17 protein-coding genes are annotated in these 21,505 nt (G+C 72.5%); 7 read left to right on the forward strand and 10 right to left on the reverse strand.

What is annotated here, in order from left to right; translation table 11 throughout:
• Positions 1–81: 81 nt before the first annotated feature.
• Positions 82–966, forward strand: coding sequence for a sigma factor (locus tag AB0I28_RS00880; protein WP_357488592.1), 885 nt, complete (start codon positions 82–84; stop codon positions 964–966).
• 62 nt (positions 967–1,028) lie between these two features.
• Complete coding sequence (locus AB0I28_RS00885; RefSeq protein ID WP_357488593.1) at positions 1,029–1,424, forward strand: nuclear transport factor 2 family protein; 396 nt, start codon at positions 1,029–1,031, stop codon at positions 1,422–1,424.
• Positions 1,425–1,559: 135 nt separating this feature from the next.
• Here the strand turns inward: AB0I28_RS00885 and AB0I28_RS00890 are convergent, their stop codons facing one another.
• Complete coding sequence (locus tag AB0I28_RS00890; RefSeq protein WP_357488594.1) at positions 1,560–2,129, reverse strand: TetR/AcrR family transcriptional regulator; 570 nt, start codon at positions 2,127–2,129, stop codon at positions 1,560–1,562.
• Between the two features lie 191 nt (positions 2,130–2,320).
• Here AB0I28_RS00890 and AB0I28_RS00895 point away from each other — a divergent pair, with 191 nt between their 5' ends.
• Positions 2,321–3,316, forward strand: coding sequence for an NADPH:quinone oxidoreductase family protein (locus tag AB0I28_RS00895; RefSeq protein WP_357488595.1), 996 nt, complete (start codon positions 2,321–2,323; stop codon positions 3,314–3,316).
• A gap of 55 nt (positions 3,317–3,371) precedes the next feature.
• On the opposite strand, the gene AB0I28_RS00900 is transcribed toward AB0I28_RS00895, so the two are convergent.
• The 4 genes from AB0I28_RS00900 to AB0I28_RS00915 all read right to left on the reverse strand — a co-directional run bounded on the left by AB0I28_RS00900 (position 3,372) and on the right by AB0I28_RS00915 (position 7,348).
• A complete protein-coding gene (locus tag AB0I28_RS00900) occupies positions 3,372–4,415 on the reverse strand; it encodes a CU044_5270 family protein (RefSeq protein ID WP_357488596.1) in 1,044 nt (347 codons plus the stop codon).
• Positions 4,412–5,053 (reverse strand): RNA polymerase sigma factor, encoded by a 642-nt coding sequence (locus AB0I28_RS00905; protein WP_357488597.1) that lies wholly within the window; start codon positions 5,051–5,053, stop codon positions 4,412–4,414. Before AB0I28_RS00905 ends, AB0I28_RS00900 begins: the two co-directional genes overlap by 4 nt.
• Before the next feature lie 130 nt (positions 5,054–5,183).
• The gene (locus AB0I28_RS00910; protein ID WP_357488598.1) at positions 5,184–6,374 is read right to left on the reverse strand and encodes a glycosyl hydrolase; all 1,191 of its coding nucleotides are present in this window, start codon (positions 6,372–6,374) and stop codon (positions 5,184–5,186) included.
• Between the two features lie 62 nt (positions 6,375–6,436).
• The gene (locus tag AB0I28_RS00915) at positions 6,437–7,348 is read right to left on the reverse strand and encodes a MurR/RpiR family transcriptional regulator (protein ID WP_357488599.1); all 912 of its coding nucleotides are present in this window, start codon (positions 7,346–7,348) and stop codon (positions 6,437–6,439) included.
• A gap of 98 nt (positions 7,349–7,446) precedes the next feature.
• Here AB0I28_RS00915 and AB0I28_RS00920 point away from each other — a divergent pair, with 98 nt between their 5' ends.
• Together AB0I28_RS00920 and AB0I28_RS00925 are read left to right on the forward strand one after the other, a co-directional pair.
• Positions 7,447–8,439 carry a BadF/BadG/BcrA/BcrD ATPase family protein gene (locus tag AB0I28_RS00920; protein ID WP_357488600.1) on the forward strand — a complete coding sequence of 331 codons (993 nt, stop codon included), beginning with the start codon at positions 7,447–7,449 and terminating at the stop codon, positions 8,437–8,439.
• Between the two features lie 76 nt (positions 8,440–8,515).
• Complete coding sequence (locus AB0I28_RS00925) at positions 8,516–9,061, forward strand: dihydrofolate reductase family protein (protein ID WP_357488601.1); 546 nt, start codon at positions 8,516–8,518, stop codon at positions 9,059–9,061.
• 10 nt (positions 9,062–9,071) lie between these two features.
• On the opposite strand, the gene AB0I28_RS00930 is transcribed toward AB0I28_RS00925, so the two are convergent.
• Positions 9,072–12,110, reverse strand: coding sequence for a BTAD domain-containing putative transcriptional regulator (locus tag AB0I28_RS00930; RefSeq protein ID WP_357488602.1), 3,039 nt, complete (start codon positions 12,108–12,110; stop codon positions 9,072–9,074).
• Positions 12,111–12,178: 68 nt separating this feature from the next.
• Here AB0I28_RS00930 and AB0I28_RS00935 point away from each other — a divergent pair, with 68 nt between their 5' ends.
• Both AB0I28_RS00935 and AB0I28_RS00940 read left to right on the forward strand, forming a co-directional pair.
• Positions 12,179–12,934: an alpha/beta fold hydrolase gene (locus AB0I28_RS00935; RefSeq protein WP_357488603.1), complete on the forward strand. Its 756-nt coding sequence runs from the start codon at positions 12,179–12,181 to the stop codon at positions 12,932–12,934.
• Between the two features lie 72 nt (positions 12,935–13,006).
• Complete coding sequence (locus AB0I28_RS00940) at positions 13,007–13,768, forward strand: TIGR03089 family protein (RefSeq protein ID WP_357488604.1); 762 nt, start codon at positions 13,007–13,009, stop codon at positions 13,766–13,768.
• 6 nt (positions 13,769–13,774) lie between these two features.
• On the opposite strand, the gene AB0I28_RS00945 is transcribed toward AB0I28_RS00940, so the two are convergent.
• The 4 genes from AB0I28_RS00945 to AB0I28_RS00960 all read right to left on the reverse strand — a co-directional run bounded on the left by AB0I28_RS00945 (position 13,775) and on the right by AB0I28_RS00960 (position 21,499).
• Entirely contained in the window at positions 13,775–14,935 is a 1,161-nt protein-coding gene (locus tag AB0I28_RS00945; protein ID WP_357488605.1) for a hypothetical protein, read from the reverse strand.
• The gene (locus AB0I28_RS00950) at positions 14,932–16,365 is read right to left on the reverse strand and encodes a hypothetical protein (protein ID WP_357488606.1); all 1,434 of its coding nucleotides are present in this window, start codon (positions 16,363–16,365) and stop codon (positions 14,932–14,934) included. The genes AB0I28_RS00945 and AB0I28_RS00950 overlap by 4 nt, the downstream gene beginning before the upstream one ends.
• 221 nt (positions 16,366–16,586) lie before the next feature.
• Entirely contained in the window at positions 16,587–20,363 is a 3,777-nt protein-coding gene (locus AB0I28_RS00955; RefSeq protein ID WP_357488607.1) for a S8 family serine peptidase, read from the reverse strand.
• A 104-nt stretch (positions 20,364–20,467) separates the two neighbouring features.
• Positions 20,468–21,499 carry a hypothetical protein gene (locus tag AB0I28_RS00960; protein WP_357488608.1) on the reverse strand — a complete coding sequence of 344 codons (1,032 nt, stop codon included), beginning with the start codon at positions 21,497–21,499 and terminating at the stop codon, positions 20,468–20,470.
• Positions 21,500–21,505 lie beyond the last annotated feature (6 nt).

Genomic DNA, 21,505 nt, shown 5'->3' on the forward strand with positions numbered 1-21,505 from the left:
CGGGCGCCGCTGTGAGGATGGCCTGTCACATCCGGGGCCCCTCGCGGGTCGAGTCACCGAAGCCCGTGGAGAGGAAGCGACGTGACCGGCGAGAGCGCATGGCTGACCGAGCGTTTCGAGGAGCACCGGCCGCGTCTGCGCGCGGTCGCCCACCGGATGCTGGGTTCGGTGGGGGAGTCCGACGACGCGCTGCGGGAGGCCCGGCTGCGGCTGGGGCGGGCCGGGCCCGGCGGCGTCGAGGATCTGCCGGCCTGGCTGACGACCGTCGTCGCCCGCGTCTGCCTGAGCATGCTCCGCGCCCGCCGGGCCCACCCCACGGAAGGTGTCGACGGCGGCACGACGCGGTCGGCGGCCGATTCCGCCGACGACGATGCCGGGCAGGAGACGCTGATGGCCGACTCGGTCGGCCTGGCACTCCTCGTCGTCCTCGACACCTTGACGCCCGCCGAGCGTCTCGCCTACGTGCTGCACGACATGTTCGCCGTGCCCTTCGACGAGATCGGACGGATGCTCGACGGCGACGCCGAGGCGGCCCGGCGGCTCGCGAGCCGTGCCCGGCGCCGGGTCCGGGGCGGCGCACCGGCGCCCGACCCGGACCTCCTCGGCCAGCGCCGCGTCGTCGACGCCTTCCTCGCCGCTTCACGCGACGGCGACCTCGAAGCCCTCGTCGCCGTCCTCGACCACGACGTCGTACTGCGCGCCGACGCGGGCGCCAATCCCATGGGGAAGCCGGTCGTGCTGCGTGGCCGGCACGAGGTCGCCGAAGGCGCCAACGCCGCGGCCGGTCGCGCCCGCTTCAGCCAGCCCGCGCTGGTCAACGGCGGCGTCGGCCTGGTCATGGCGCCGCAGGGCAGGATCTTCGTGGTCCTCGGCTTCGCCATCGCCGACGAGCGGATCACCGGCATCGACGTCATCGCCGACCCCGGCCGGCTGCGCGAACTGGACCTGGCGGTGCTGGACATGTGACGCTCGGTCGTCCACAGTGGAGGAGCGGGGGAACCAGCGCAGTTCGTGGAAGGCAGGTCCCCATGGCACCGACCGCCCCCTACCGCCGCACGCCCAAAGGCCGCGACGTCCGCGCCGTCTTCGCCGACATCGACACCTTCGATCCCGCGCGCTTCGTCGCCCACCTCACCGAGGACGCCGAGTTCCGCTTCGCCAACGCTCCCGTGGTCAAGGGCCGCGAGGCGATCGGCGAGGCCGTCGCGGCGTTCTTCGCCACCATCGACGGACTCACCCACCACGTGCACCACGTGTGGGAGGTCGGCGACACCTCCATCGCCCAGACAGACGTGGAGTACCGCCGCAAGGACGGGCGGACGGTGATCGTGCCCAACGCCGACATCCTCGTCTTCGAGGGCGAACTCGCCCGCGACTGGCGGATCTACATCGACCTGGCACCGCTGTACGCCGAGGTGACCTAGCCTCGGCGCGTTTCCTCCGGCGCTTCGGCGAGGGAGCAGTGGTCGAGCCCGCACGGGTTATCCGCTGCACCCCGCGCGGGCGCGGTGATCATGTCCCTGTAGTGGCCGGCGACGAGTTGAGGAGCGGCGCCCCGGTCAGTCCCCGCAGGCGGCGTCGACCAGCACGCGGGCGGCGTCCTTGGCGGCGAGCGCGATGGCGGGCTCGGCGTGCAGGACTCCGGCCGACAGGGTGCCGTCGATGAGGACGCCGAGCTGCCGGGCGAGGCGCTCGGGGTCGGCGGCGTGGGCGCGGCGTGCGATGTCGGTGATCCAGGCGGCGACGACGCGCTTGTGCTCGACGCCGCGCGCGTGGACCTCCCCGGCGGGGTCGGCCTCGGCGGCCGCGTTGATGAAGGCGCAGCCGTGATGGTCGCCGCGGCCCGCGGCCTCCGTGAGGGCGTCGAAGAGGCCGACGAGCTGGCCGCGGGGATCACCCCCGGCGGCGCGGGCGGCGGATCGCAGGCGCGCGAACCAGTCCCGGTCGACCGCGTCAAGGTAGGCGAGCACGAGGTCGTCCTTGCGGGGGAAGTACTTGTAGAGGGTGGCCTTGCAGGTTCCGGCCTCGGCGATGACGGTGTCGACGCCGACACCGCGCGGGCCGTGCGCGTAGAACAACCGCACGGCGGTCTCCAGGATCCGCTCCTTCGTCCGACCGTGCTCGGGCATGCGCCCACCTCTCCTCTGCGGAGACCCAGTCTACAGAGCGACCTGTCTTCCTCAGATCGCCGAGCTACCAAGGGATCACGTGACGATCCCGACAGATCGTGGGCCGAACTGTAGACAGATCTGTCTGCTAGCTTGAGTTTCGGCTCGGAGCCCCGGGCCGCCGGCGACGAAGCGGATGGAGTCCGATACCTGTGAGCAGCCTTCCCACCACCATGCGAGCCCTGCGGCAGCCCTCCCTGACCGGCCCGCGGGATTTGCGGCTGGTCACCGATGAGCCCGTGCCCGCGCCGGGAGCCGGCGAGGTCCTGATCCGAGTCGGCGCGGCGGGCGTCAACTTCGCCGACACCATGCAGACCCGCGGCACCTACGGCGGCGGCCCGCAAGCGCCCTACCGGGCCGGCTTCGAGGGCGCCGGCGAGATCGTCGCCCTCGGCGCCGACGTGACCGGCGTCGAGGTCGGCGACCACGTCATCGGTGCCGGCCATGGCGCCTTCGCCGAGTACATGACCCTGCCCGCCGCCGGTGCCGCGCCCGTCCCGGCGGGCTGGACCGATGAGCAGGCACTCGGCCTCGTCCTCAACTGGGCCACCGCCCTCGCCGCCCTCAGGCCCCTCGGCCGCCTCACCGCCGGTGAACACGTCCTCGTCCACGCCGCCGCCGGAGGCGTCGGGCAGGCCGCCGTGCTCATGGCCAAGCACTATGGCGCGACCGTCATCGCCACCGCGTCGGCGGGCAAGCACGACACCGTGCGCGAACTCGGCGCCGATCACGTCATCGACTACCGAAGCGCCGACGTCACCGCCGAGGTCCTCCGCCTGACCGAGGGCCGCGGCGCCGACCTCGTCCTGGAATCGGTCGGCGGGGACACCTTCGCCGTCAGCCTCGCCTCCACCCGGCGGGTCACCGGCCGCGTCGTCGTATTCGGCATGGCCGCCGGCGAGGCCTCGATCAGCAACCACGACCTCACCTTCACCCACCAGATCCACGTCATCGGCCTGCACATCGGCACCCTCATCGCCGCCGCGCCGGAGATCTACGCCGAGATCACCGCCGAACTGGCCGCCCTCCAGGCCGCGGGGGTCTACCGGCCCGGCACGCCGACGGTCTACGAGCTCGCCGACGGCGCGAAGGCGCTCATCGACCTGGAGTCGGGCTCGACGGTCGGCAAACTCGCCATCCGCCCCTGACGGACGCGAAGCGGGGCGGACCGGTCTCGGCCCGCCCAGCTGTCACGTCACCGGATCAGAGGGTCTGTCCCTGCTTGCCGACGATTCCCGCGGCGAGCCGCACGGTGGCCCACTGGAGCTCGTCCTTCTCGATGTGGATCGCACCGTCCGGGCCCTCGTACTCGTGATCGGCGACGGCGACCGAGCGGTAGCCGACGTAGGCGTGCGTTTCGGGGTCGAGCAGCAGCTGGTCGAAGCGCCAGCCGTCCTGGACCCGCCCGGCCGCGATGACCTCTCGCCCGTCGATCTCCACGGTCTCCTCCGACACCTTGGCGCCGGGGACCAGGCCCGCTGCCCTCCACAGCGCCGCGGTCACGTCGGGCGGGAGAAGGTGGGAGTCGAGGATGACGGAGATCCGGGTGAACACGGCGGCGTCGAGATCCTCCTCGGCATCCGGTCCGGTGGCGGGCGCTTCCTCCCGGCCGTCGGCCGGCGACTCGACGTCCTCGCGCAGCACCGCCAGCAGTTCGGCCGGATCGGTCGGCAGCGCGCACAGCCAGGGGTACTCGTTGTCCTGCTCCCAGGTGTCGAGCTCGCCGATCTCCTCGTTGAACGAGGCCATCTTCGTGCCGTCGGCGCTGAGCCACAGTTCCGTCGTCACGTCCGGCAGCTGTCCCTTGGACTCGGCGATCGCCCCGACGGCGAGGCTCTGCTGCTTGACGTAGATCCACTGGTCGTCCGTCGGCGCCGTGTAAGGACTCTGCAGCGCGTATGCGGCGGCCAGTTCGAAGGCGTTTCCGCCGGTCGCCGGCTGACCCGTGTGCGGGCCGGCCGTGTCACCGACGGTCCCGGGAGCGTCCTGGCCGGTGGTGGTCACGACCACGCCGACCGCGACCGCGGCGACGGCGGCCAGCGCGGCGGCGGTCAGGAGCAGCCGGCGTCTCGGTGCCCGGCGTGGAGCCGCCGGCGTCGCGGAACGGTCTTGCTCGATGTGGTTCATCACGAACTCCTGGAGTCGACTCCGGCTCTCGCTCGGCAGGTCCCGTCCCGCCGGTTTCGGCAGCAGCCGGGCCAACTCGTCGTGTTCGTTCGAGGTGGGCTTGTTCGGGGTGTCGTTCATCGGGTGATCTCCTGAGCGAGCCGGACCGCTGTTTCGCGGTCACCCTTTACCTGTCCGCGAACTCGCGCGGGTTCCCGTTCCTCGTCGACGGCTTCCAGTTTTCCGGCCGCGACGAGCTTCGCGAGTCTCTTGCGGGCTCGCGACAGCCGGGAGCGGATCGTGCCGACCGGGACGTCGAGCGCCTCGGCCGCCTCGGCGTAGTCGAGGCCCGACCACACGCACAGTGCCAGCACCTCCCGCTCGGGCTTGCGCAGTGCGGTCATGGCGGCCTTCACCCGGGCGAGCCGTTCCCTGTCGTCGACGCGATCGGCGACCTCGTCGGCCACGTCGGGCAGCGGCTCCGTGCGCGGCATTCGCGCGACGGCACCGTCGTAGCGCCGGGCCGCGCGGCGGGTGTTGCGGGCCACGTTGGTCGCGATCCCGAGCAGCCACGGCCTCAGCGACCCGGCCCCGGGGCTCACATCGAGCCGTTCGCGCAGCCGCCACGCCTCCAGGAAGGTCAGCGAGGCGACGTCCTCGGCCGCCGACCAGTCGCCGGTGAGCCGGAAGCCGTGGTTGTAGACCGCGCGAACGTACTCACCGAACAGTTCTGCGAACGCGTCCGGATCGCCGGCGCGGACGCGGGCACGCGAAATCATCTTCACATCCGGTGACTGTCCGCCCAGGGCCCCCGGTTCCCGCTTCCGGCGGACTTTCTCGCCGCGAACCTACCCCGCAACGCCGGCGGGGCCGTCGGCCGTCTCCGCCGGCGGCCCCGCCTCCTACCCGTCAGCAGCGCCCGAGGTCCTCCCAGACCCCGGTCCAGCCCGGTTCCGAGCCTTGCGTCCACCAGCGCGCCCGCCACAGATGCGCGCCGTCACCCGACGGCGGGCCCGACGGATTCCCGTTGGCGCTGCGCTCGTGGACCACCAGCGAAGCGCCCTGGTAGACCCCGCCGAAGGTCCACTGGGGAGCGTCGTCGCAGTCGGTCGGCTGTCCCGTCGGCGACGGTGTCGGCGACGTGGTCGCCGTCGGGGTCGGGGACGGTCCGGTGCAGGGGCCGCCGGCGTCGACGGTGTCCACGAACGATGTGCCCGCCTGCCGGTAGGCGGCCGCGCGGGCGGTCGCCTGGCTCGGCGAGAGCACGTCGTTGTCGGTGTAGAGGACCCAGTCGACCTGCTCGACGTAGGTGCTCAGCGAGCCGGTGTGCCCGGCGGTGTCGATGAACCACAGGTTGAAGTTGATCGTCATCGTCTGGCGCGGGAAGTACTTCCCGGAGTGGTCGCCCAGCAGGACGCCGTCGATGTAGTACTTCACGTGCCCGCCGGAGACCTGCGCGACCAGGTCGTGCCAGCCGTTGAAGCTCTGCCGCTGCGAGGAGTGCACGTTGTCGGCGAACCACGGATCGGCCCGGTAGGTGTACCAGCTCGTCTGGTAATTGATCGGGCCCTGCTCGCCCCAGCCGCCGTTGGGCAGGTACTCGGTGAAGTCCAGTTCGCTGTAGGTCGGGTCGAGATCGCCGTTGAGCGGACTGATCGAGAAGAAGGTCTGGACGATGTGGTCGCCGTCGGCGCCGCCGGTCGGGGCGTCGCTGAAACGGATCCGGCTGGCGTAGGTGCCCTCCAGATACCGCTTCCGGCTCGTGTACAGCTCCGCCTGGCGGGTTCCCGCGCCGGTGCCGTCGGTGCTCGCCGTCAGCTGCATGATGCCGCTGGACGGGAAGGTGATGCTCGACGGCGACCAGGTGGCTCCCGGGACGCCCGGACCGCCCGGGTAGGACCGGGGGACCCAGCCGTGGGCCGCGAGCGCGGGATCGCTCGACGAGGTGTAGGCGAAGTCGTCGAAGAGCGCGCCGCAGTCGGCGGCGGCGACGGCCTCGTCGGCCGCCGCGGTGGTGATGGCGGCGCCGGTGAGCGCGGTGGCGAGTAAGACGGTGGCGAGACTGAAGACGGTCGATCTCTTGGCGCGTAAGGGTGACATGGGGAGTCCTCACGGTCGGGACGGTCGGGCCGCGCCGGTGCGGCCCGCGGTTCGGGGGAGGGTCAGGGCCGTTGTTCGCGGTTGCGAGGGCGGCCGCCGGGTTCGGGGAGTCGGTGCGCGGCCACGGCCCGGACGGTGACTTCGAGGGCCTCGGCGGTGCGTTCGTAGGTGCGCTGGGCGACGGCGACGTAGATCAGGTCGAGGACGAGCAGCTGGGAGTGCAGCGCCGACAGCGCGGCCAGCCGGAAGGTCGTCTCGTGGACCGAGGTGGTGAGGACGACGTCGGCGACCTCGGCCAGCGGTGAGCGGCCGAAGGAGGTCACCGCGACGGTGAGCGCGCCGTGGTCGCCGGCCTCGGAGAGGGTCTCGATGACCTCGCGGGTGCGGCCGGAGTGGGACAGTCCGATGGAGACGTCGCCGGGGCCGAGGAGGGCGGCGTTGGTGAGGGCGCTGTGCGAGTCGGGGCGAAACCACACCGGCACGCGGATGCGTTCGAGGCGGAAGGCCATCTCCCGCCCGGCGGTGCCGCTGCTGCCCATGCCGAACAGTTCGACGCGGCCGGCCGTGGCCACGGCTTCGGCGACCCGATCGATGCCGTCGGTGTCGAGACCGGCGGCGGTCGCCTGGATCGCGCGGGTGTCGGCGGCGGCGATGACGCCGAGGACCTGGTCGAGGTCGTCGCCGGGGGCGATGTCGGCGCTGATGTCGGTCTGCCAGCGGGCCTGCTCGGCGCGGCCGGTCTCGGTGGCGATCGCGACCCGGAGTTTGGCGTAGCCGGCGTAGCCGAGGATGCGGCTGAAGCGGGTGACGGTCGCCGTGGAGGTGCCGGCCAGTTCGGCGAGGTCGACGATGCCGGCGCCTGCGGCGGTCTCGGGATCGGCGGTGATCAGGCCGGCGATCCTTGCCATGGCCTCGGGCATCGTCGGCCCTTCGATGCGCAGCCGTCCGAGGAGGCCGCCTCCGTCACCTGCCATCGCGGGTATTCCTTTCATAGAAGACCCGAGGTAATGAAAATAAGTTACATCCTTAAAGGAAGCTGGTCAATGACCCGCGCACGTGCTTCGATCTCGGCATGGAACTGGTCCTCGGCGTCGACGCCGGCGGCACCGCCACCCGCGCGGTCGCCGCGACACTGTCCGGAGAGGTGGTCGGGCGTGGAGACGCCGGGCCGGGAAACCCCATCGCGGTGGGAAACCACGCCGCCGCCGACGCGCTCGCCGAAGCCGTCGGTGCCGCCCTGAGCGGCCACGACGCCGGCGCCGTCCTCGCCGGGGCCCTCGGCCTCGCCGGATCGAGCCGCCTTGAGGACCCCGAGGCCGCCGCCGTCTACGCCGCCCGCTGGCAGGGCCTCGGTCTGGCCTGTCCCATGCGGACCTACCCCGACGTGATCACCGCCTTCACCGCCGCCACCCCCGCCCCGACCGGCAGTGTGCTTATCGCGGGCACCGGCGCGGTCGCCGCCCGGGTCGAATCGTGGCGCGTCGCGGGTGTGGCCGACGGCCTCGGCTGGTTACTGGGCGACGAGGGCTCCGGCTTCTGGCTCGGTCTGCGAGCCGTTCGCTCCGCCGCCCGAATGTGGACACAAGCGTCCTTCACGTCCTGTCCGCGGCCGCTTCCCGCACTGGTGGGCCTCGTCGCCCGCCACGCCCGCGCCTGCGATGTCGACACGCTCGTCGACTGGGCGCACCAGGTTCCGCGCGGCCGGATCGCCGCACTGGCACCCCTCGTCTGCGCCGCCGCCGATGACGGCGACCCCGACTGCGCGCGCCTCGCCGACGAGGCCGCCGCGAGTCTTTTGGCGACACTCGGCCGGCTCGACGCCGTCGCCGGGCCGGTCGTCCTGTCCGGCGGACTGCTCATGACCGAGACCGCCGTCCGCGTCCGTGTCGTCGACGCCCTGCGCGCCGGCGGCATCACGACCCTGACCGCCCGCGACGCGGCCATCGGCGCCACCTGGCTCGCCGCCCGCGCCGGCGGCGGGCTCGACGACGCGAGGTCCACCGCGCTGCACGCTCGACTTCTGGCGGCGGCGGGCCCCGGCGGGCTCGCCGGTAAGCCCGCTTGAAGAGAACCGTAAGAGGCGCCTGGCAATGTTCCGGGTGTCAGCAGCGACCACCACCGCTCAATACGGGAGACCTCCGATGCGCAAGCTCACCAACCTGACCTTCATCACCCTCGACGGCGTCATCGAGAACCCGATGTGGTCGATGCCCTATCACGACGCCGACTTCGTCGCCGCGCAGACCGAGGCCGCCGACGCGCTCCTCATGGGCCGCGCGACCTACGACGGCTTCGCAGCGTCCTGGCCGGGCCGTGACGAGACCGACCCGGCGACCGGCGCGGCCTACTTCAACAACGTCAAGAAGTACGTCGCCTCGACGACCCTGACCGACCCGGAGTGGAACAACACCGAAGTACTCCAGGGCGACCTTGTCGAGGCCGTCAAGGCGCTGAAGGCCACCGAGGGCGGCAACATCCTCCAGTTCGGCTTCGGCACGGTCACCACCGCGCTGATCGAGGCCGGACTCGTCGACGAGGTCCACCTCTGGATCCACCCGATCATCGTCGGCGGCGACAGCGTCTCGGCGCCGCTGAAGGACTTCAAGGCCACCTTCGAGCTGATCGACACCAAGATCAACCCGACCGGGCTGATCATCGCCAGCTACCGGCCGACGGCCGCCGAGTAGGCCGTCCCGCTCAGACCTGGGCCCGCGCCTTCGCCGGGCCCAGTTCGGCGCCCTCGGCAAGCAGCGCCTCGAAACGCTCGCGGCCCAGCGCGGCGACGAGACGTCCGGTCACCCGGTCGATCTCGTCGAGCTCGGCCGGCGCCGCCGGGGTCTCCAGCTCCGCCCGGCCCGCGGCGGCCGCGCCCAGCAGCCTCGCGGCGACCTCGGGCGATTCGACCGCCGAGGCCATTCCCTCCAGCGTCCCGAGCGCGTCGCGCGAGCCGAACCCCAAAGCCTCCGCCGCCTCGTAGGCCTCGACCTGCACCGCCAGTGCCCCGGCCCGGTCGCCGGACTGCTCGACGGCATAGCCCAGTTCCACCAGGACCATCGTCAGGTACAGCGCCGACTCCGGATCGGCGCGGCCGCGATCGGCCAGCCGGGTCAGGTGCGTCCTCGCGACGTCGAGCTTCCCTTCCCGGCGGGCGGCGATGCCGAGGCCCAGCTCGGCGAAGACCACCGCGGTGGGCGCGCCTTGTTCCACGGCGAGGCGATAGGCGCGCTCGCCGAGTTCGCGGCCGAGCGCGTAGTCGCGGTTCTGCACCGCGATCCAGGCCAGCCAGGACAGCGTGCCGCCCACCTCGGGCCACAGCGACAACTCCTCGGCCCAGCGCAGCCCTTCGCGGTGCAGCTCGGCGGCACGGTCGAGGTCGCCCTTCATCTCGGCGAGTCCGCCGACCCAGTTGTTCGCCTGGAGCCAGCCCCAGCGGTCCCCGAGCTCCTCGAACAGCGCGGAACTGCGGCCGGCGATCTCCTCCAGCAGGGGGAGATCGCCGGCGGCGTGCGCGATCATGGCGCGCGAGGCGAGCACGGCCGCCTCGACCCACGGATCGTCGGTGCCGGTGGGGAACAGCCGCGCCGACAGGGCGAGGTCACCGTGGTCGAGGACGACGTGGGCGGCGAACCACACCGCGCGGTCGTCGGCGGCAGAGGCGATCGCGGCCTCCACTTTCTCGACCACCAGCGGCTCACCTTGCAGCAGCGCGAATCCCAGCCGCCACACGGCCGCGCGGGCCTCCTCGGCGGGCCCGCCGTACGCCGAGAGCGCCCTGCGCGCCTCGGTGAGCCGGCCGCGCAGGTACCAGTACCAGGTCAAGGCCAGGGCCAGGCGCAGGCCGCCGCCGTGGTCGAGCGCCGAACGGAGGTTGGCGGTCTCGGTGTCGAGACGTGCGAGCCATTCGCGCTGGCCGGAGGAGCGCAACCGCGGGTCGGCGTCCTCGGCGAAGCCGGTGAAGTACTCGGCGTGCCGGGCGCGCACCCCTTCGGCGTCGTCGAGGCGGCCGAGACAGAACGCGGCGACCGACTCCAGCAGCCGGTAGCGCGGGCCGGCGGGGCCCTCGTCCATGACCACCAGTGAGCGGTCGACGAGCCGTGCAAGGGTGTCGAGATCGGCGTCGCACACCCGCTCGGCGGCCTCGGGGCCGGCTCCGTCGCCGAACACCGCGAGCCGCGCGAGGACCGCGCGGTCGGGTTCGTCGAGCAGGTCCCAGCTCCACTCGATGACGGCCGTGAGGGTTCGCTGTCGAGGCGGGACGTCGCGCTGGCGGGTGGCCAGCAGCTCGAAGCGGTCGTCGAGGCGGTCCACGACGCCCTGCACACCGAGCGAGCGCACTCGCGTCGCGGCCAGTTCCAGCGCGAGCGGCAGGCCGTCGAGGCGGCGGCAAAGCTTGGCGACGGCCGGCGCGTTCTTCTCGTCGAGCAGGAAACCGCGCTGTCGCGCGGCCGCGCGGGCGGCGAACAACCGCGCGGCGGACGAGCGCCGGACCGCGTCGAGGTCGCCGTCCCCGGGCGGCACGGCCAGCGGTGGAACCTCCCAGAGAACCTCGCCGGCCAGGCCCAGGGCCTCGCGGCTGGTGGCCAGCACGGTCACCCCGGGCGCGTCCCGCAGTAGCCGCGCGACCAGCTCGGCGACGGGCTCGACGACGTGCTCGCAGTTGTCGAGCACGAGCAGCGATCGCTGTTCCCGCAACGCAGCCGAGAGGCGGTCGGCGGGCGACAGCGCCACGCCCGCGGCGTCGTGCAGGCCCAGCGCGCCGAGCACCTGGTCGGCGACCCGCTCGTCACCGGCCGGCAGCGGCGCCAGCTCGACGAGGTGGGTGCCGTCGGGGAAGTTCTGCTCACGCGCGGCCTCCGTGGCCAGCCGCGTCTTGCCGACCCCGCCCGGCCCGATCAGCGTGACCAGTCGCTGCCCGGGGAGCAGCCCGCGCAGCTCCGTCAGGGCCTCCGCCCGCCCGACCAGTTCATCGAGGCGAGCGGGAAGGCTGTTCCGGACCAGCGCCGCCCTCGGAGGCGCGTTCAGCCCCGAGTCCTGTTCGAGGATCTTGCGGTGCAGCGCCACCAGTTCGGGACCCGGGTCGAGCCCGAGTTCGTCGGCCAGCCGCTCCCGCAGGTCGGCATAGCTCTCCAGCGCCTCGGCCTGCCGGCCCGACGCGTACAGCGCCCGCAAGTGCAGTGCCCGCAGCCCTTCCCGCAGCGGATGCCGCGACACCAGGTCGGCCAGCTCGGCGGCGACCAGGTCGTGCTCCCCGCGCGTGAGCCGCGCACCGGCGAGCCGCTCGTGGACCCCGAGGCGCTGCTCGGCGAGGCGGGCCGCCTCGGCGCGCGCGAACTCCTCGTCGGCGAAGTCGGCGTAGGGCTCGCCGCGCCACAGGGCCAGCGCCGCGCTCAGACGGTCGACGTCGGCGGCCCCGGCGAGCTCGGTGAAGCGCTCGGCGTCCACCGACGCGGCGCGCAGCAGATAACCCGGCGGGCGCGACTCGACGAGGTCTCGCGCGCCCGGCTCGGCGTCGTTGAGCGCCTTACGCAGCTGCGAGACCCGGACCTGGAGCGCTCCGCCGGGATTGGCCGGCGCGTCCTCACCCCACAGGTCGTCGATCAGCCGGTCGGCGGACACGACCCGGTTGCGGTTGGCCAGCAGGTCGGCCAGGAGCATGCGGACCTTCACGCCGGGAACGACGACCGGATCCCCGGCGTCGGTGGTGGCGACGACCGGACCGAGCACCCCGAATTGCACGACGGCGACCCCTTCGACGGTAAGGCGAGCTGAAGCCGATCGTAAGCGGCGCCGCGCATCGTGTGGCCATGGACATCTACCACGAAGAACACGGCATCGGCGAAGGCCGCCCGCTCGTCCTGATTCACGGTGCCTTGTCGGGAATCGACTCCTCCTTCGGTGCGATCCTGCCCCTCCTGGCCAAGAACCGCCGCGTCATCGCCGTCGAACTCCAGGCGCACGGACGCACCCCCGACACCGACCGCCCCTTCACCATCGAGCACTTCGCCGCCGATGTCCTCGAACTCCTCGACCGCCTGGACGTCGAACGCGCCGACCTGCTCGGCTGGAGCATGGGCGCGTCGGTCGCGCTGCGCATCGGCACCGACCACGCCCACCGCGTCGGGCGCCTCGTACTCGCCTCAGTGAGCTTCGAACTCGCCGGCGCCCACCCGGGACTCCTCGACGGCATCCAGGACCTCCAGCCCGAGCACCTGCACGGCTCGGAGTTCCACGAGGAGTACCTTCGCGCCGCACCCGACCCGTCCGGCTGGGCCGGCCTGGTGAACAAGATGAAGGTGCTCGACGCCGCTCTGCCCGAATGGACCCGCGAGCAGATCAGCGCGATCACCGCGCCCACGATGATCGTGCTCGCCGACTCCGACATGGTGACCCCCGAGCATGCCGTGGAGATGTTCCGGCTGCTCGGCGGCGGGGTCGTCGGTGATCTGGTGGGGCTGCCGGACAGCCGCCTCGCGGTACTTCCGGGGACGATGCACACCACCGTGCCGCACCGCGCGGACTGGCTGGCGCCCATGGTCGACGAGTTCCTCGACGAGGGGTAGCGCGGCGCCGGCGCGCGGGCCCGGGCTTAGGCTGGGTCCGTCAACGGTCACCGCACACCCGTGGAGCTCACCGTGCCATCGACCCGGATCGATCCCCTTGTCAGTGACGCGCTCGATCGCACCGGTGACAGTCCGCTGTTCACCTACATCGACGCGGCCAACGGAGAACGCACCGAGCTGACCGCCGCCGCCTTCGGTTCCTGGGTCGCGCGGACGGCGGGACTGCTCCGGGACGGCTGCGGACTCGGTGCCGGTGACCGCCTGGCCACCTTGCTGCCGGCGCACTGGCAGACGGCGGCGGTGCTGCTCGGCGCGTGGTCGCTGGGCGTCCAGGTCTCCCACCGTCCTTGGGCGACGGCGGGCCTGCCGGCCGGCCCCGGCCAGGATGAGCCGGTCGACGCGGTGTTCGTCTCACGCAAGCGGATCGGTGGATGGCTGGAGACGGTGCCCGAGGCGCGGCACCGCTTCGCGCTCGGCCTGGAGCCGGGCGGAGCGCCCATGGCGGAGGTGCCGGAGGGCTACCTCGACTTCGTCGCCGAGATCGGCCGCAGCCGGCAGGATGCGCCCGACTACGACATGATCCGGGGCGGGGACGCCGCGACTCCCGACGGCACGAGCTACCGCCAATGGAGCGACCTGGCCCGGGGAGTGGCCGACGCGCGCGGCATCACCCCCGGCGACCGGATCCTGGTCGACGTCGCGGTCAACGAGGAGCCCTCGCTGTGGCTGCTGGCGCCGATGATGGCCGGAGCGTCGATCGTGCTGGCGGCCGGGGTCACCCCCGGCGACCTGGACTCCGTCGTCGCCGCCGAGGGCGTCACGCACGTCCTCTAGGGCGTGTCACCCACCGGGCACGCCCTGGCGGCGCGCACGCTTGCGGTAGCCGTCGAGCACGTCCTGGCGCAAGAGGTGGCCGAAGCCGGCCGCCTCAATGCGCAGCCCGAACCTCGCTTCGTCGAGGCCCATCGAGGCAGCGGCGTCGGCGAGGTTCCAGTCGGCGTCGGCGAGAAGGTCGAGCAGGTGGCCGCGCCGGGTCTGGGCCTCTGAGAGGCGGAAGGTCTTGAGGTAGACCGCGCGGCCCTTCTCGTCGGTGATCACCTCGCCGAGGTGGTTGTTCAGCTTCGGGCGAAACGGCGGCATGAGCCGCGAAAGCGTGAAGCGGTCCAGCCGGTACACGTGCTCGGCGCGGTAGTCGACGCCGAGCAGGCCGCCGGCCATGGTCTCGTCGTGGAACGCCGCCCACGCGCGCTCCTGCTCATCGGCGGCCGCGCGCAGGCCGGCGAGCGAGGTGATCCCGCCTTCGGGGACACGCGCACGGAAGTCGGGAACGGCCGCGGCGAAGTTCGTGTAGTGGTGGATCAGGTCGCCGTAGAGGTCCAGCAGCAGGCTGGAGTGCAGGGCGCGGTAGTCCTGAGGGTGCGGGACGGCGAAGGCCGAGGCCAGGGCGTCGGCGACGTAGACGAGCACTCCGCACTGTCCGGGGTGGATCTCGAAGACGCGCAGGGCGTCGGAGAGTCCGGTGACCTCGGCTCCGGCGTAGGCCTGCTCGGCGCGCGGGGAGAGGCCGCGGTCGATCGCCCGGCGCGACCACTGCTCCCACAGAATGAGCGGTCCCCGGAAATGCAGTGACAGGTAGCCGTCCAGCGCCAGGTGCAGGGGCAGGAAGCGCAGGCGGCCGTGGCCGTCGCGACGGGCCATGCGACGGTGGAATCGCAGCGGCAGCACCTCGGCCGGTGTCTCGTCCTCGTCCGTGCTCAAGTGCGTCCCGTATGCAGCCGCGGGCGAGCCGTCGCGGGTCCAGGTCGCGACGAAGCCGTGCGGGATGTAGGAGATGTACGCCCGCTTGGCGCCCGTGGCGACCACACCGGCCGCGCCGGCGTAGAGCCGCTGGTGCAGCCGCAGGTCCTCGACCGGTTCGTCGCGGACGAGCGGGACCAGCCGCACACCGCCCCACACCTGGGAAGGGCCCGTGCTCAGGCCGGTCAGGTCGAGTCCGGTCATCGCATGCTCCCCGGGCCGGCGAGCATGCGCGCGGCCCGCTCGGCGAGGTAGGCGGTCAGTTCGGCCAGGCCGGTGCCGCCTTCGGCGAAGCGGGCCAGCTCGACCAGCGCCGGCAGGTCCTCGGCGTCGCGGACACCAGCGGTCGGGACGCTCGGCGACAGGCGGCGGACGTCGAAGCCGGCGGCGTCGTAGACCGGGTTCAGGTGCACCACTCGGGTGCGGTGGTGCGGATCCAGGCGCGTGCGCCAGATCCGCAGCACCTCGGCCGCCAGCCCGGCGGGAGCGTTGTCCCAGCCGTCCGAGACGATCACCAGCCGCTGCGGCCCGTGTTCGAGGGCGTCGAGGATCCGGCGGCCGAGCGGCGTCGTGCCGTACGGGTGGACCAGCAGCGCGTCTTCGCGACCGGAGGTCCACAGCGGTGTGTACTTCACGGCGAGTGCTTCCAGCAGGTGGTGCGCCGCGAGCGCGACGGCGAGCGGGCGGCGGCGTTTCTCCCCGGAGCCGTAGGAGGAGAAGCTGTCGTCGAGCACCGCGGCGACTTCACCCCACGTTCCGGCGCGCTCTCCCGCGACGCGCAGCGCGGCGGCCCGCAGCGCGCAGGTGAGTTCGGTCCGCCGGCCGGCGCGGTCGTCGAGGGACAGCGACAGCACGTAGGCCGCGAGCCGGGTGAGCGGCATGGCGGAGAGGTCGGGCGCCGGGATCGGTGCCCCGCTGCGCACGGCGGTCTCCCGCATGCGCTGGCCCTCCGCGCGGGTCATGCGCGGCGCGATGCGCTCCAGGAACACCTTCCGGGGCACGCGGTGCTTTGCGGCGAAGCCCTCGGCGACCGTGTAGGGCAGTTCGTAGAGCGCCGCCTGCTCGTAGTGGGCGCGGCGCCAGGCGTCCAGCAGCGGCGTGGAGTAGCGGCCCCTGCCGCCGGGGGAGAACAGGAACGTGCCCACTTCGGGGTCGCGCGGCGGGAGGTGGGCGTGCCGCAGCGTCGCCTTGAGGCCCGCGCGGTACTTGACGGCGTCAAAGGCGGGGTCGGGGCGCGCGGCGAGCCAGTCGCGCATGATCCGGCGGGTGCGGCGGTTGTTGACCTTGTCGGCGCGCAGCCGGCGGAAGAGCCGGTACACGCGCTGGGGCGGCAGCGTGGCCAGACGCCGGGCGATCAGCGGGCCTTCGGCGCGCCGCTGCTCGGGGGTGGCCTCGGCGCCGGTGGCGAGCAGGCGGTGGACGATCATCGCGGCGTTGTGGTCGTTGACGCCGAGCGCGAGGACACCGGAGTACAGCTCCCGGTAGTTGCCGAGCATGTAGGAGTGCAGGAAGTCCAGTGACAGGCGCTGCCGGCCGGCTTCGGCGTGGAACTCCCGCTGCCCGGTCGCGGTGAGGGCGGCGTTGACGAACAGCAGGACGTCCTCGGCGGCGACGAGGTCGGCGGCGGTCTCCATGGGCACCCGTTCGGTTCGATGCGGAAAGGCCGGCCGGGGAATGGGGGCGCGAACTGCGAAGCACTTCAGCTCAAGGAGGTCTCGGAAGTCGCGCCGGAGTCCCGCGGCCGGCATCGGGACCGTAGCAGGACGGCGCTGTGCGGTGCCCGGTGGTTTTCGCCCGGCCCCACAGTGGACGGGCCGAGGGCGCCGCCCGCCGAAGCGGGCGGCGCCCTCCTTCCTCAGATCAGCGCGTAGGCGCGCAGGATCGTCTGGACCGTGCGGTTGCCCGCGTCGTCCCAGACCTCGATGCGCAACGCGACGAAGCCGTTGGTGGCCGACAAGCGGGGGTGTTCGACCTCCACTTCGTGGCTGCCGCGGCGGCCGAGGTCGACTTCCGCCTCCGTCCACGTGGCACCGTCGTCGTAGGACACCGAGACCGTCGCACCGCTGATCCTCGCGTCACCGGTGTAGCCGGTGGCCCGCGAGGTGAGCAGGTCGAACTCCAGGTCGCGACCGGCGCGAGCCTGGTTGTGGAGGTCCAGCGGCAGGTCGTAGCCGGTCAGGATGATCGGCAGGACACCGCAGTCGACGCCTGGAGCGAAACGCTCGCACTCGGCCGACTCGACGCCCGACGGATCGGCCGACCGGAACGACCAGGCCGTGCTCGTGGACGTGCCGTGAGTGCTGCCCGGCCCCTGCGCCCTGGTCATGTCGTACTCGACGCGGTAGTCGGCGGTGCCCGGTGTCATCACCTCCCCGTCGGTGACGAGCACACCGTTGCGGAAGATCCGCCCGGCGGCGGCCGCGACCCCCATGTCGCCGTAATGCGAGGGGTCGGAGTCTCCCCAAGGTGTGACGGCGAACGCCCACGCCGTGTCCGTGCGGCAGAACCCGCACGGCACCGGCGAGACACCGGGGTGCACCGGACCACCGAACCAGTCCTGCTCATGCCGTTCACCGGGCCGGTAGGAGTTCATCCCGCCGTACATGCGGATCCCGGGCTGGCCCGAGTACACCGTCTGCTGGTAGGTCATGTCAGGCGCGTACACGTACTCCTCGCGTACCGACGGTGCCAGCAGGTAGGCCGCCGTCCGGTAGGAGGTCCGCTGGAACGAGTGCCACGAGCCGGTGTGCTCCCACGCCAGGCGCGACGAGCCATCGGAGTGGTAGGAGTTCTCCACCACCGCGAACTTCCGCTTCGGCGCTGTGTACTCCGGCCTCGCCGGAAGTGAGTCGCCCACCCAGGCCGCGGGGACCAGGTAGGTGAAGCGGCTCTCCGAGCGCGTCGCGAGTTCGACGGTCACCGTCCCCTTCGCCATGCGCGCGAGCAGGGCACGCCCCGACTCATAGGTCGCGGCCATCGCCGGAATGCCGGGCCCGGTGTAGATGAAGCTCGGTCCGGCGTCGGGCCGCACGAACAGGACGGCGGCGGCGCCCTTCGCCGCGGCCAGGGTCATCAGCGGCCCGACCCAGCCGGTGCTCGCCGTGACGACCGCCAGGCGGTCCTTGACGTCCTTGCCCGCGTAGGCCTCCTCCGACCCGTCGCCGACCGCCACCGCCGTGAGCTTGCGCTTTCCGTCGGTGCGGGTGCCGAGCAGGGGGATCTGCAGGTCGAGGCGCTCGCCGCCGCGTCCGGCCACCTTGCCGGTGAGCAGCGGGTCGGCGAAGCCCCGGTCGTTGAAGAACTGGATGGAACCCGTCTCGGCGCGGCCCGGGCCGCGCACGACGCCTTCGACGACGTCGTCGTCGGAGAGCACGCCGAAGGAGCCGATCGCCACGCTCCCGTCACCGCGGTCGCGGACCACGGCGGTCGCCGTCCACGACAGGTCCAAGTCGCGCTTCTCGCCGCTCACACCGGTCTCGATGTCCACGGCGTCGCGCGCGTCCATGGTCAGCGACACGGGTGCGTCGACGACGACCTCGGGCGCGCTGTAGTAATCGACGGCCACGTCGGTCCAGCTCGCGATCTCGAGAGTGTTCAGCACCGCTTGGACGGCGTAGCGGCCCTTGGGCACCGAGGCGACATAGGTGTCACCCGTGCCCAGGCCGACGCCGACGGAGCCACTGGTGTAGACCGTGCCGCCGGTCGCCAGGTCGAAGACCTGCACGGTCAGGATGGCCGGGGCGTCCCCGAAACGGTCGATGCCCTTCAGCGAGATCTCGACCTCCGGCGGCTTTCGGACGTAGCCGACCGAGGTCGTCAGGGAGACGTCGGCGCCGGTGGCGGTCAGGTAGCCGTCGTGTGCGCCCAGCGCGCCCGTCATCGGGTCAACGGTGATCGTCACGTCGGCGCTCCCGCCGGCGGGGACGGTGAGCGTGTTCGCCGACAGGCTCACCTCGCCTGCACCCGGGATGGTGTCGCGGTCGAGAGCCAGAGCCAGGTCGAGGACGGCGTCGGCGGTGCCGATGTTGGTGTAGGTCACCGTCCGGGTGACCGGCGGTGTGCCGCCCTCCTTGGGCGTCAGCGTGCCGAAGTCGGCCGTCGCCGAGGCGAACACCGACGCGGCGGTGCCGGCAGTCAGGTCGACCCGGCCGGCACCCTGCTCATAGACGGTGTAGCCGGCGTGGTTCTTCGCGGTGCTGACCAGGGCGTTCTTGAGCTGCGCGGGAGTGAGCCCCGGGTGCAGCTGCTTCATGATCGCCGCCGCGCCCGCGACGTGCGGGGTGGCCATCGAGGTGCCGTTGAGCGAGGAGTAGTACTCGTCGACCGGCGTGCCGAGGCTCGTTCCCTTCGCGCGCGCGGCGATGATGCCGACGCCGGGCGCGGTGATCTCGGGCTTCAGCCCGTTGTCGCCGACGCGCGGCCCGCGGCTGGAGAAGCTCGCCAGACCGTCGGACTTGTCGACGGCGCCGACGGTCAGCGCGCTGTCGGCGGTGCCGGGGGAGCCGATCGTGGTGCCCCGCGGACCTGAGTTGCCCGCGGCGATGACGAACAGCGAGCCGTACTCGGTGGTGAGGGTGTCCACCGCGTCGGACATGATGTCGTCGGGGGTCGAGGTGTCACCGCCGAGGCTCATGCTGATGACGTCGGCGCCCTGCTGGGCGGCCCACTCCATGCCTGCGATGATCCAGGACGCCTGACCCGACCCGCCGTTGTCGAGGACCTTGCCGACGAGCAGTTCGGCGCCGGGGGCGACGCCCTTGCGCAGGCCCTGCGAGCCGTCACCGGAGCCGGCGATGGTGGCCGCGACATGCGTGCCGTGGCCTTGCCCGTCGGTGGTCTCCTCACCGGGGACGAAACTCTCCGACAGCGCGATGCGTCCGGCGAGGTCGGGGTGGGTGGCGTCGGCGCCGGTGTCGAGGACGGCGACCTTCACGCCCGTCCCGTCGTGACCGGCGGCCCAAGCGCCGGGGGCGCCGATCTGCGGGACGCTGTCTTCGAGGGCGACCTCGACGCGAGTGTCCAGCCAGACCTTGCCGACCGTGCGCGCGGCGAGCGTCCGCCGTCCTCCGCCGGTGCCCAGCGAGGCGAAGAACTCGGCGGTCGTGGCCTTGTCGACGCTCAGGCCGGCGGCGTTGAGCGCGGAGAGGGGGAGCGCTCCGCCGCTGGCGGGCAGGGACTCGGCGCGCTCGGCGAGGGTGGCGACCGAACCGCCGCTGTACTCGACGATGACCGGCAGCGTGCCGCGCGAGGCGTCGTCGTAGCCGGCCGCGGCGATCGCGGTGACGTTGAACAGCTCGGCGTCGAGGACACCCGAGCCGACCCCGGCCAAGGCGGCGCGCGGGTACACGTAGACGTCGCCGTCAGGGGCGGTCAGCGTCTGGAACGGAGCGGTGTTGCCGGGAGCCGGGGTGGCGTCGACCGAGGTCTTGCCGTCGAGAGTGGACACACTCACCGTGTCACCGGTGATCAGCGTGACGGTCGCGCTGAACGGAGTCGGCACCGCGGCGGGGATGGCCGTGGCCGGTGAGGCGGTGGCGGGCGAGGGGATCGCGGACAGGACGGCGAACGCGGTCGCGGCGGCCGCTGCTCCAGCGGCGAACCGGCGCGGGTTCCGTCTTCGGCTTGTGCGCATCGGGGATCCTTTCGGGCAGAGGTGATCAAGTCGAGATCCTGCCGACCCCGCCGAGCCCGATCAATGCCCTCGACTGGCCTCCATGCGCCAGTGGCGCAAGTGGGTCAGGCGCCGTCCCCGCCCGCTGCGGCCGGGATGTCGGTGCGCCGCAGCCCGTCGGCGCGCCAGGGCGCCGTCAGCCAGCCCAGCTGAGCCGCCTGCCAGCCCAGCTGCATCCGGGTCACCGCGCCGGCGCGGTCCATCAGGGCGCGGACCCGGCGCACGACCGTCCGCCGGGCCACGCCGAGCTGCCGGCAGATGGCGTCGTCGGTCAATCCGGACAGCAGCAGCGTCAGCAGCCGCTGATCCTCGACGGACAGGCCCGCCGGGTCGCTCCCGCCGGTCGCCGACTCCAGCGGCAGCGCGCACATCCACAGCATCTCGAAGAAGGAGGCGAACGCGTCCAGTAGCGGCGAACGGTGGATCAGCAGTGCGCCACCGTTGCGCTCGGGCAACTCCTTGAACAGTGGGAAGAGCCCGTACTCGCCGTCGACGACGGCGAACTTCGTGGCGATGTGATCGAGGACCCGCGCCTGCTCCCCGGCGGCGACGTAGGCGCGGGCACGCTCGTAGCCCCCGCTCATCTCCAGGCCACGCCGGCAGTACACGGTCCGGTAGGCCACGTGGGAGGCCAGCCGCTCGATCTGGGTCGGATTGGGAGGCGCCTCCCCAGCGGTGTACGGCGGCGCGTCGACGATGAGCACCTCGACGCGCGCCCGACTCTGGATCTGCGCGAAGCGATGCGTCACCGCGTGGCCCGGTAGCAGCTCGACGTACTCGTCGACGGCGGTGCGGGGCAGCCCGGACCGGTAGGCCTCCGCCAACCGCGCCAGCTCGGCCCGCGCCCGGTTCAGCTCGGCGTGCCGGCGGATGAGCAGAGCCTCACCGGCCAGGTCGGGTGGCGCGGCGACAACGATGTCCGGCTCCTCGAAATCCAGCATCCCGCGCTCGCAGAGGGACGCCACGGCGGCGCGGATCCGCCTCTCGGGCAGGCCGGAGAGCCCGCCGAGGACGGTCAAGGTGAGGACGCGGTGGGCGGCGGCCGTGGCGTAGATCCGCGCTTCGTCGGGGGCGAGGCCGAGCGATTCGAGTGGCACGGCGCC

Origin of the sequence: Phytomonospora sp. NPDC050363, from assembly GCF_040655735.1 — a bacterium.
Lineage (GTDB): Bacteria > Actinomycetota > Actinomycetes > Mycobacteriales > Micromonosporaceae > Phytomonospora.

Bases quoted from the DNA above. Each gene is read 5' to 3' on its own strand.
- AB0I28_RS00885 (WP_357488593.1), top strand. From the start codon at position 1,029: ATGGCACCGACCGCCCCCTACCGCCGCACGCCCAAAGGCCGCGACGTC.
- AB0I28_RS00920 (WP_357488600.1), top strand. From the start codon at position 7,447: ATGGAACTGGTCCTCGGCGTCGACGCCGGCGGCACCGCCACCCGCGCG.
- AB0I28_RS00890 (WP_357488594.1), bottom strand. From the start codon at position 2,129: ATGCCCGAGCACGGTCGGACGAAGGAGCGGATCCTGGAGACCGCCGTG.
- AB0I28_RS00910 (WP_357488598.1), bottom strand. From the start codon at position 6,374: ATGTCACCCTTACGCGCCAAGAGATCGACCGTCTTCAGTCTCGCCACC.
- AB0I28_RS00935 (WP_357488603.1), top strand. From the start codon at position 12,179: ATGGACATCTACCACGAAGAACACGGCATCGGCGAAGGCCGCCCGCTC.
- AB0I28_RS00900 (WP_357488596.1), bottom strand. From the start codon at position 4,415: ATGAACGACACCCCGAACAAGCCCACCTCGAACGAACACGACGAGTTG.
- AB0I28_RS00915 (WP_357488599.1), bottom strand. From the start codon at position 7,348: ATGGCAGGTGACGGAGGCGGCCTCCTCGGACGGCTGCGCATCGAAGGG.
- AB0I28_RS00945 (WP_357488605.1), bottom strand. From the start codon at position 14,935: ATGACCGGACTCGACCTGACCGGCCTGAGCACGGGCCCTTCCCAGGTG.
- AB0I28_RS00925 (WP_357488601.1), top strand. From the start codon at position 8,516: ATGCGCAAGCTCACCAACCTGACCTTCATCACCCTCGACGGCGTCATC.
- AB0I28_RS00905 (WP_357488597.1), bottom strand. From the start codon at position 5,053: ATGATTTCGCGTGCCCGCGTCCGCGCCGGCGATCCGGACGCGTTCGCA.
- AB0I28_RS00955 (WP_357488607.1), bottom strand. From the start codon at position 20,363: ATGCGCACAAGCCGAAGACGGAACCCGCGCCGGTTCGCCGCTGGAGCA.
- AB0I28_RS00950 (WP_357488606.1), bottom strand. From the start codon at position 16,365: ATGGAGACCGCCGCCGACCTCGTCGCCGCCGAGGACGTCCTGCTGTTC.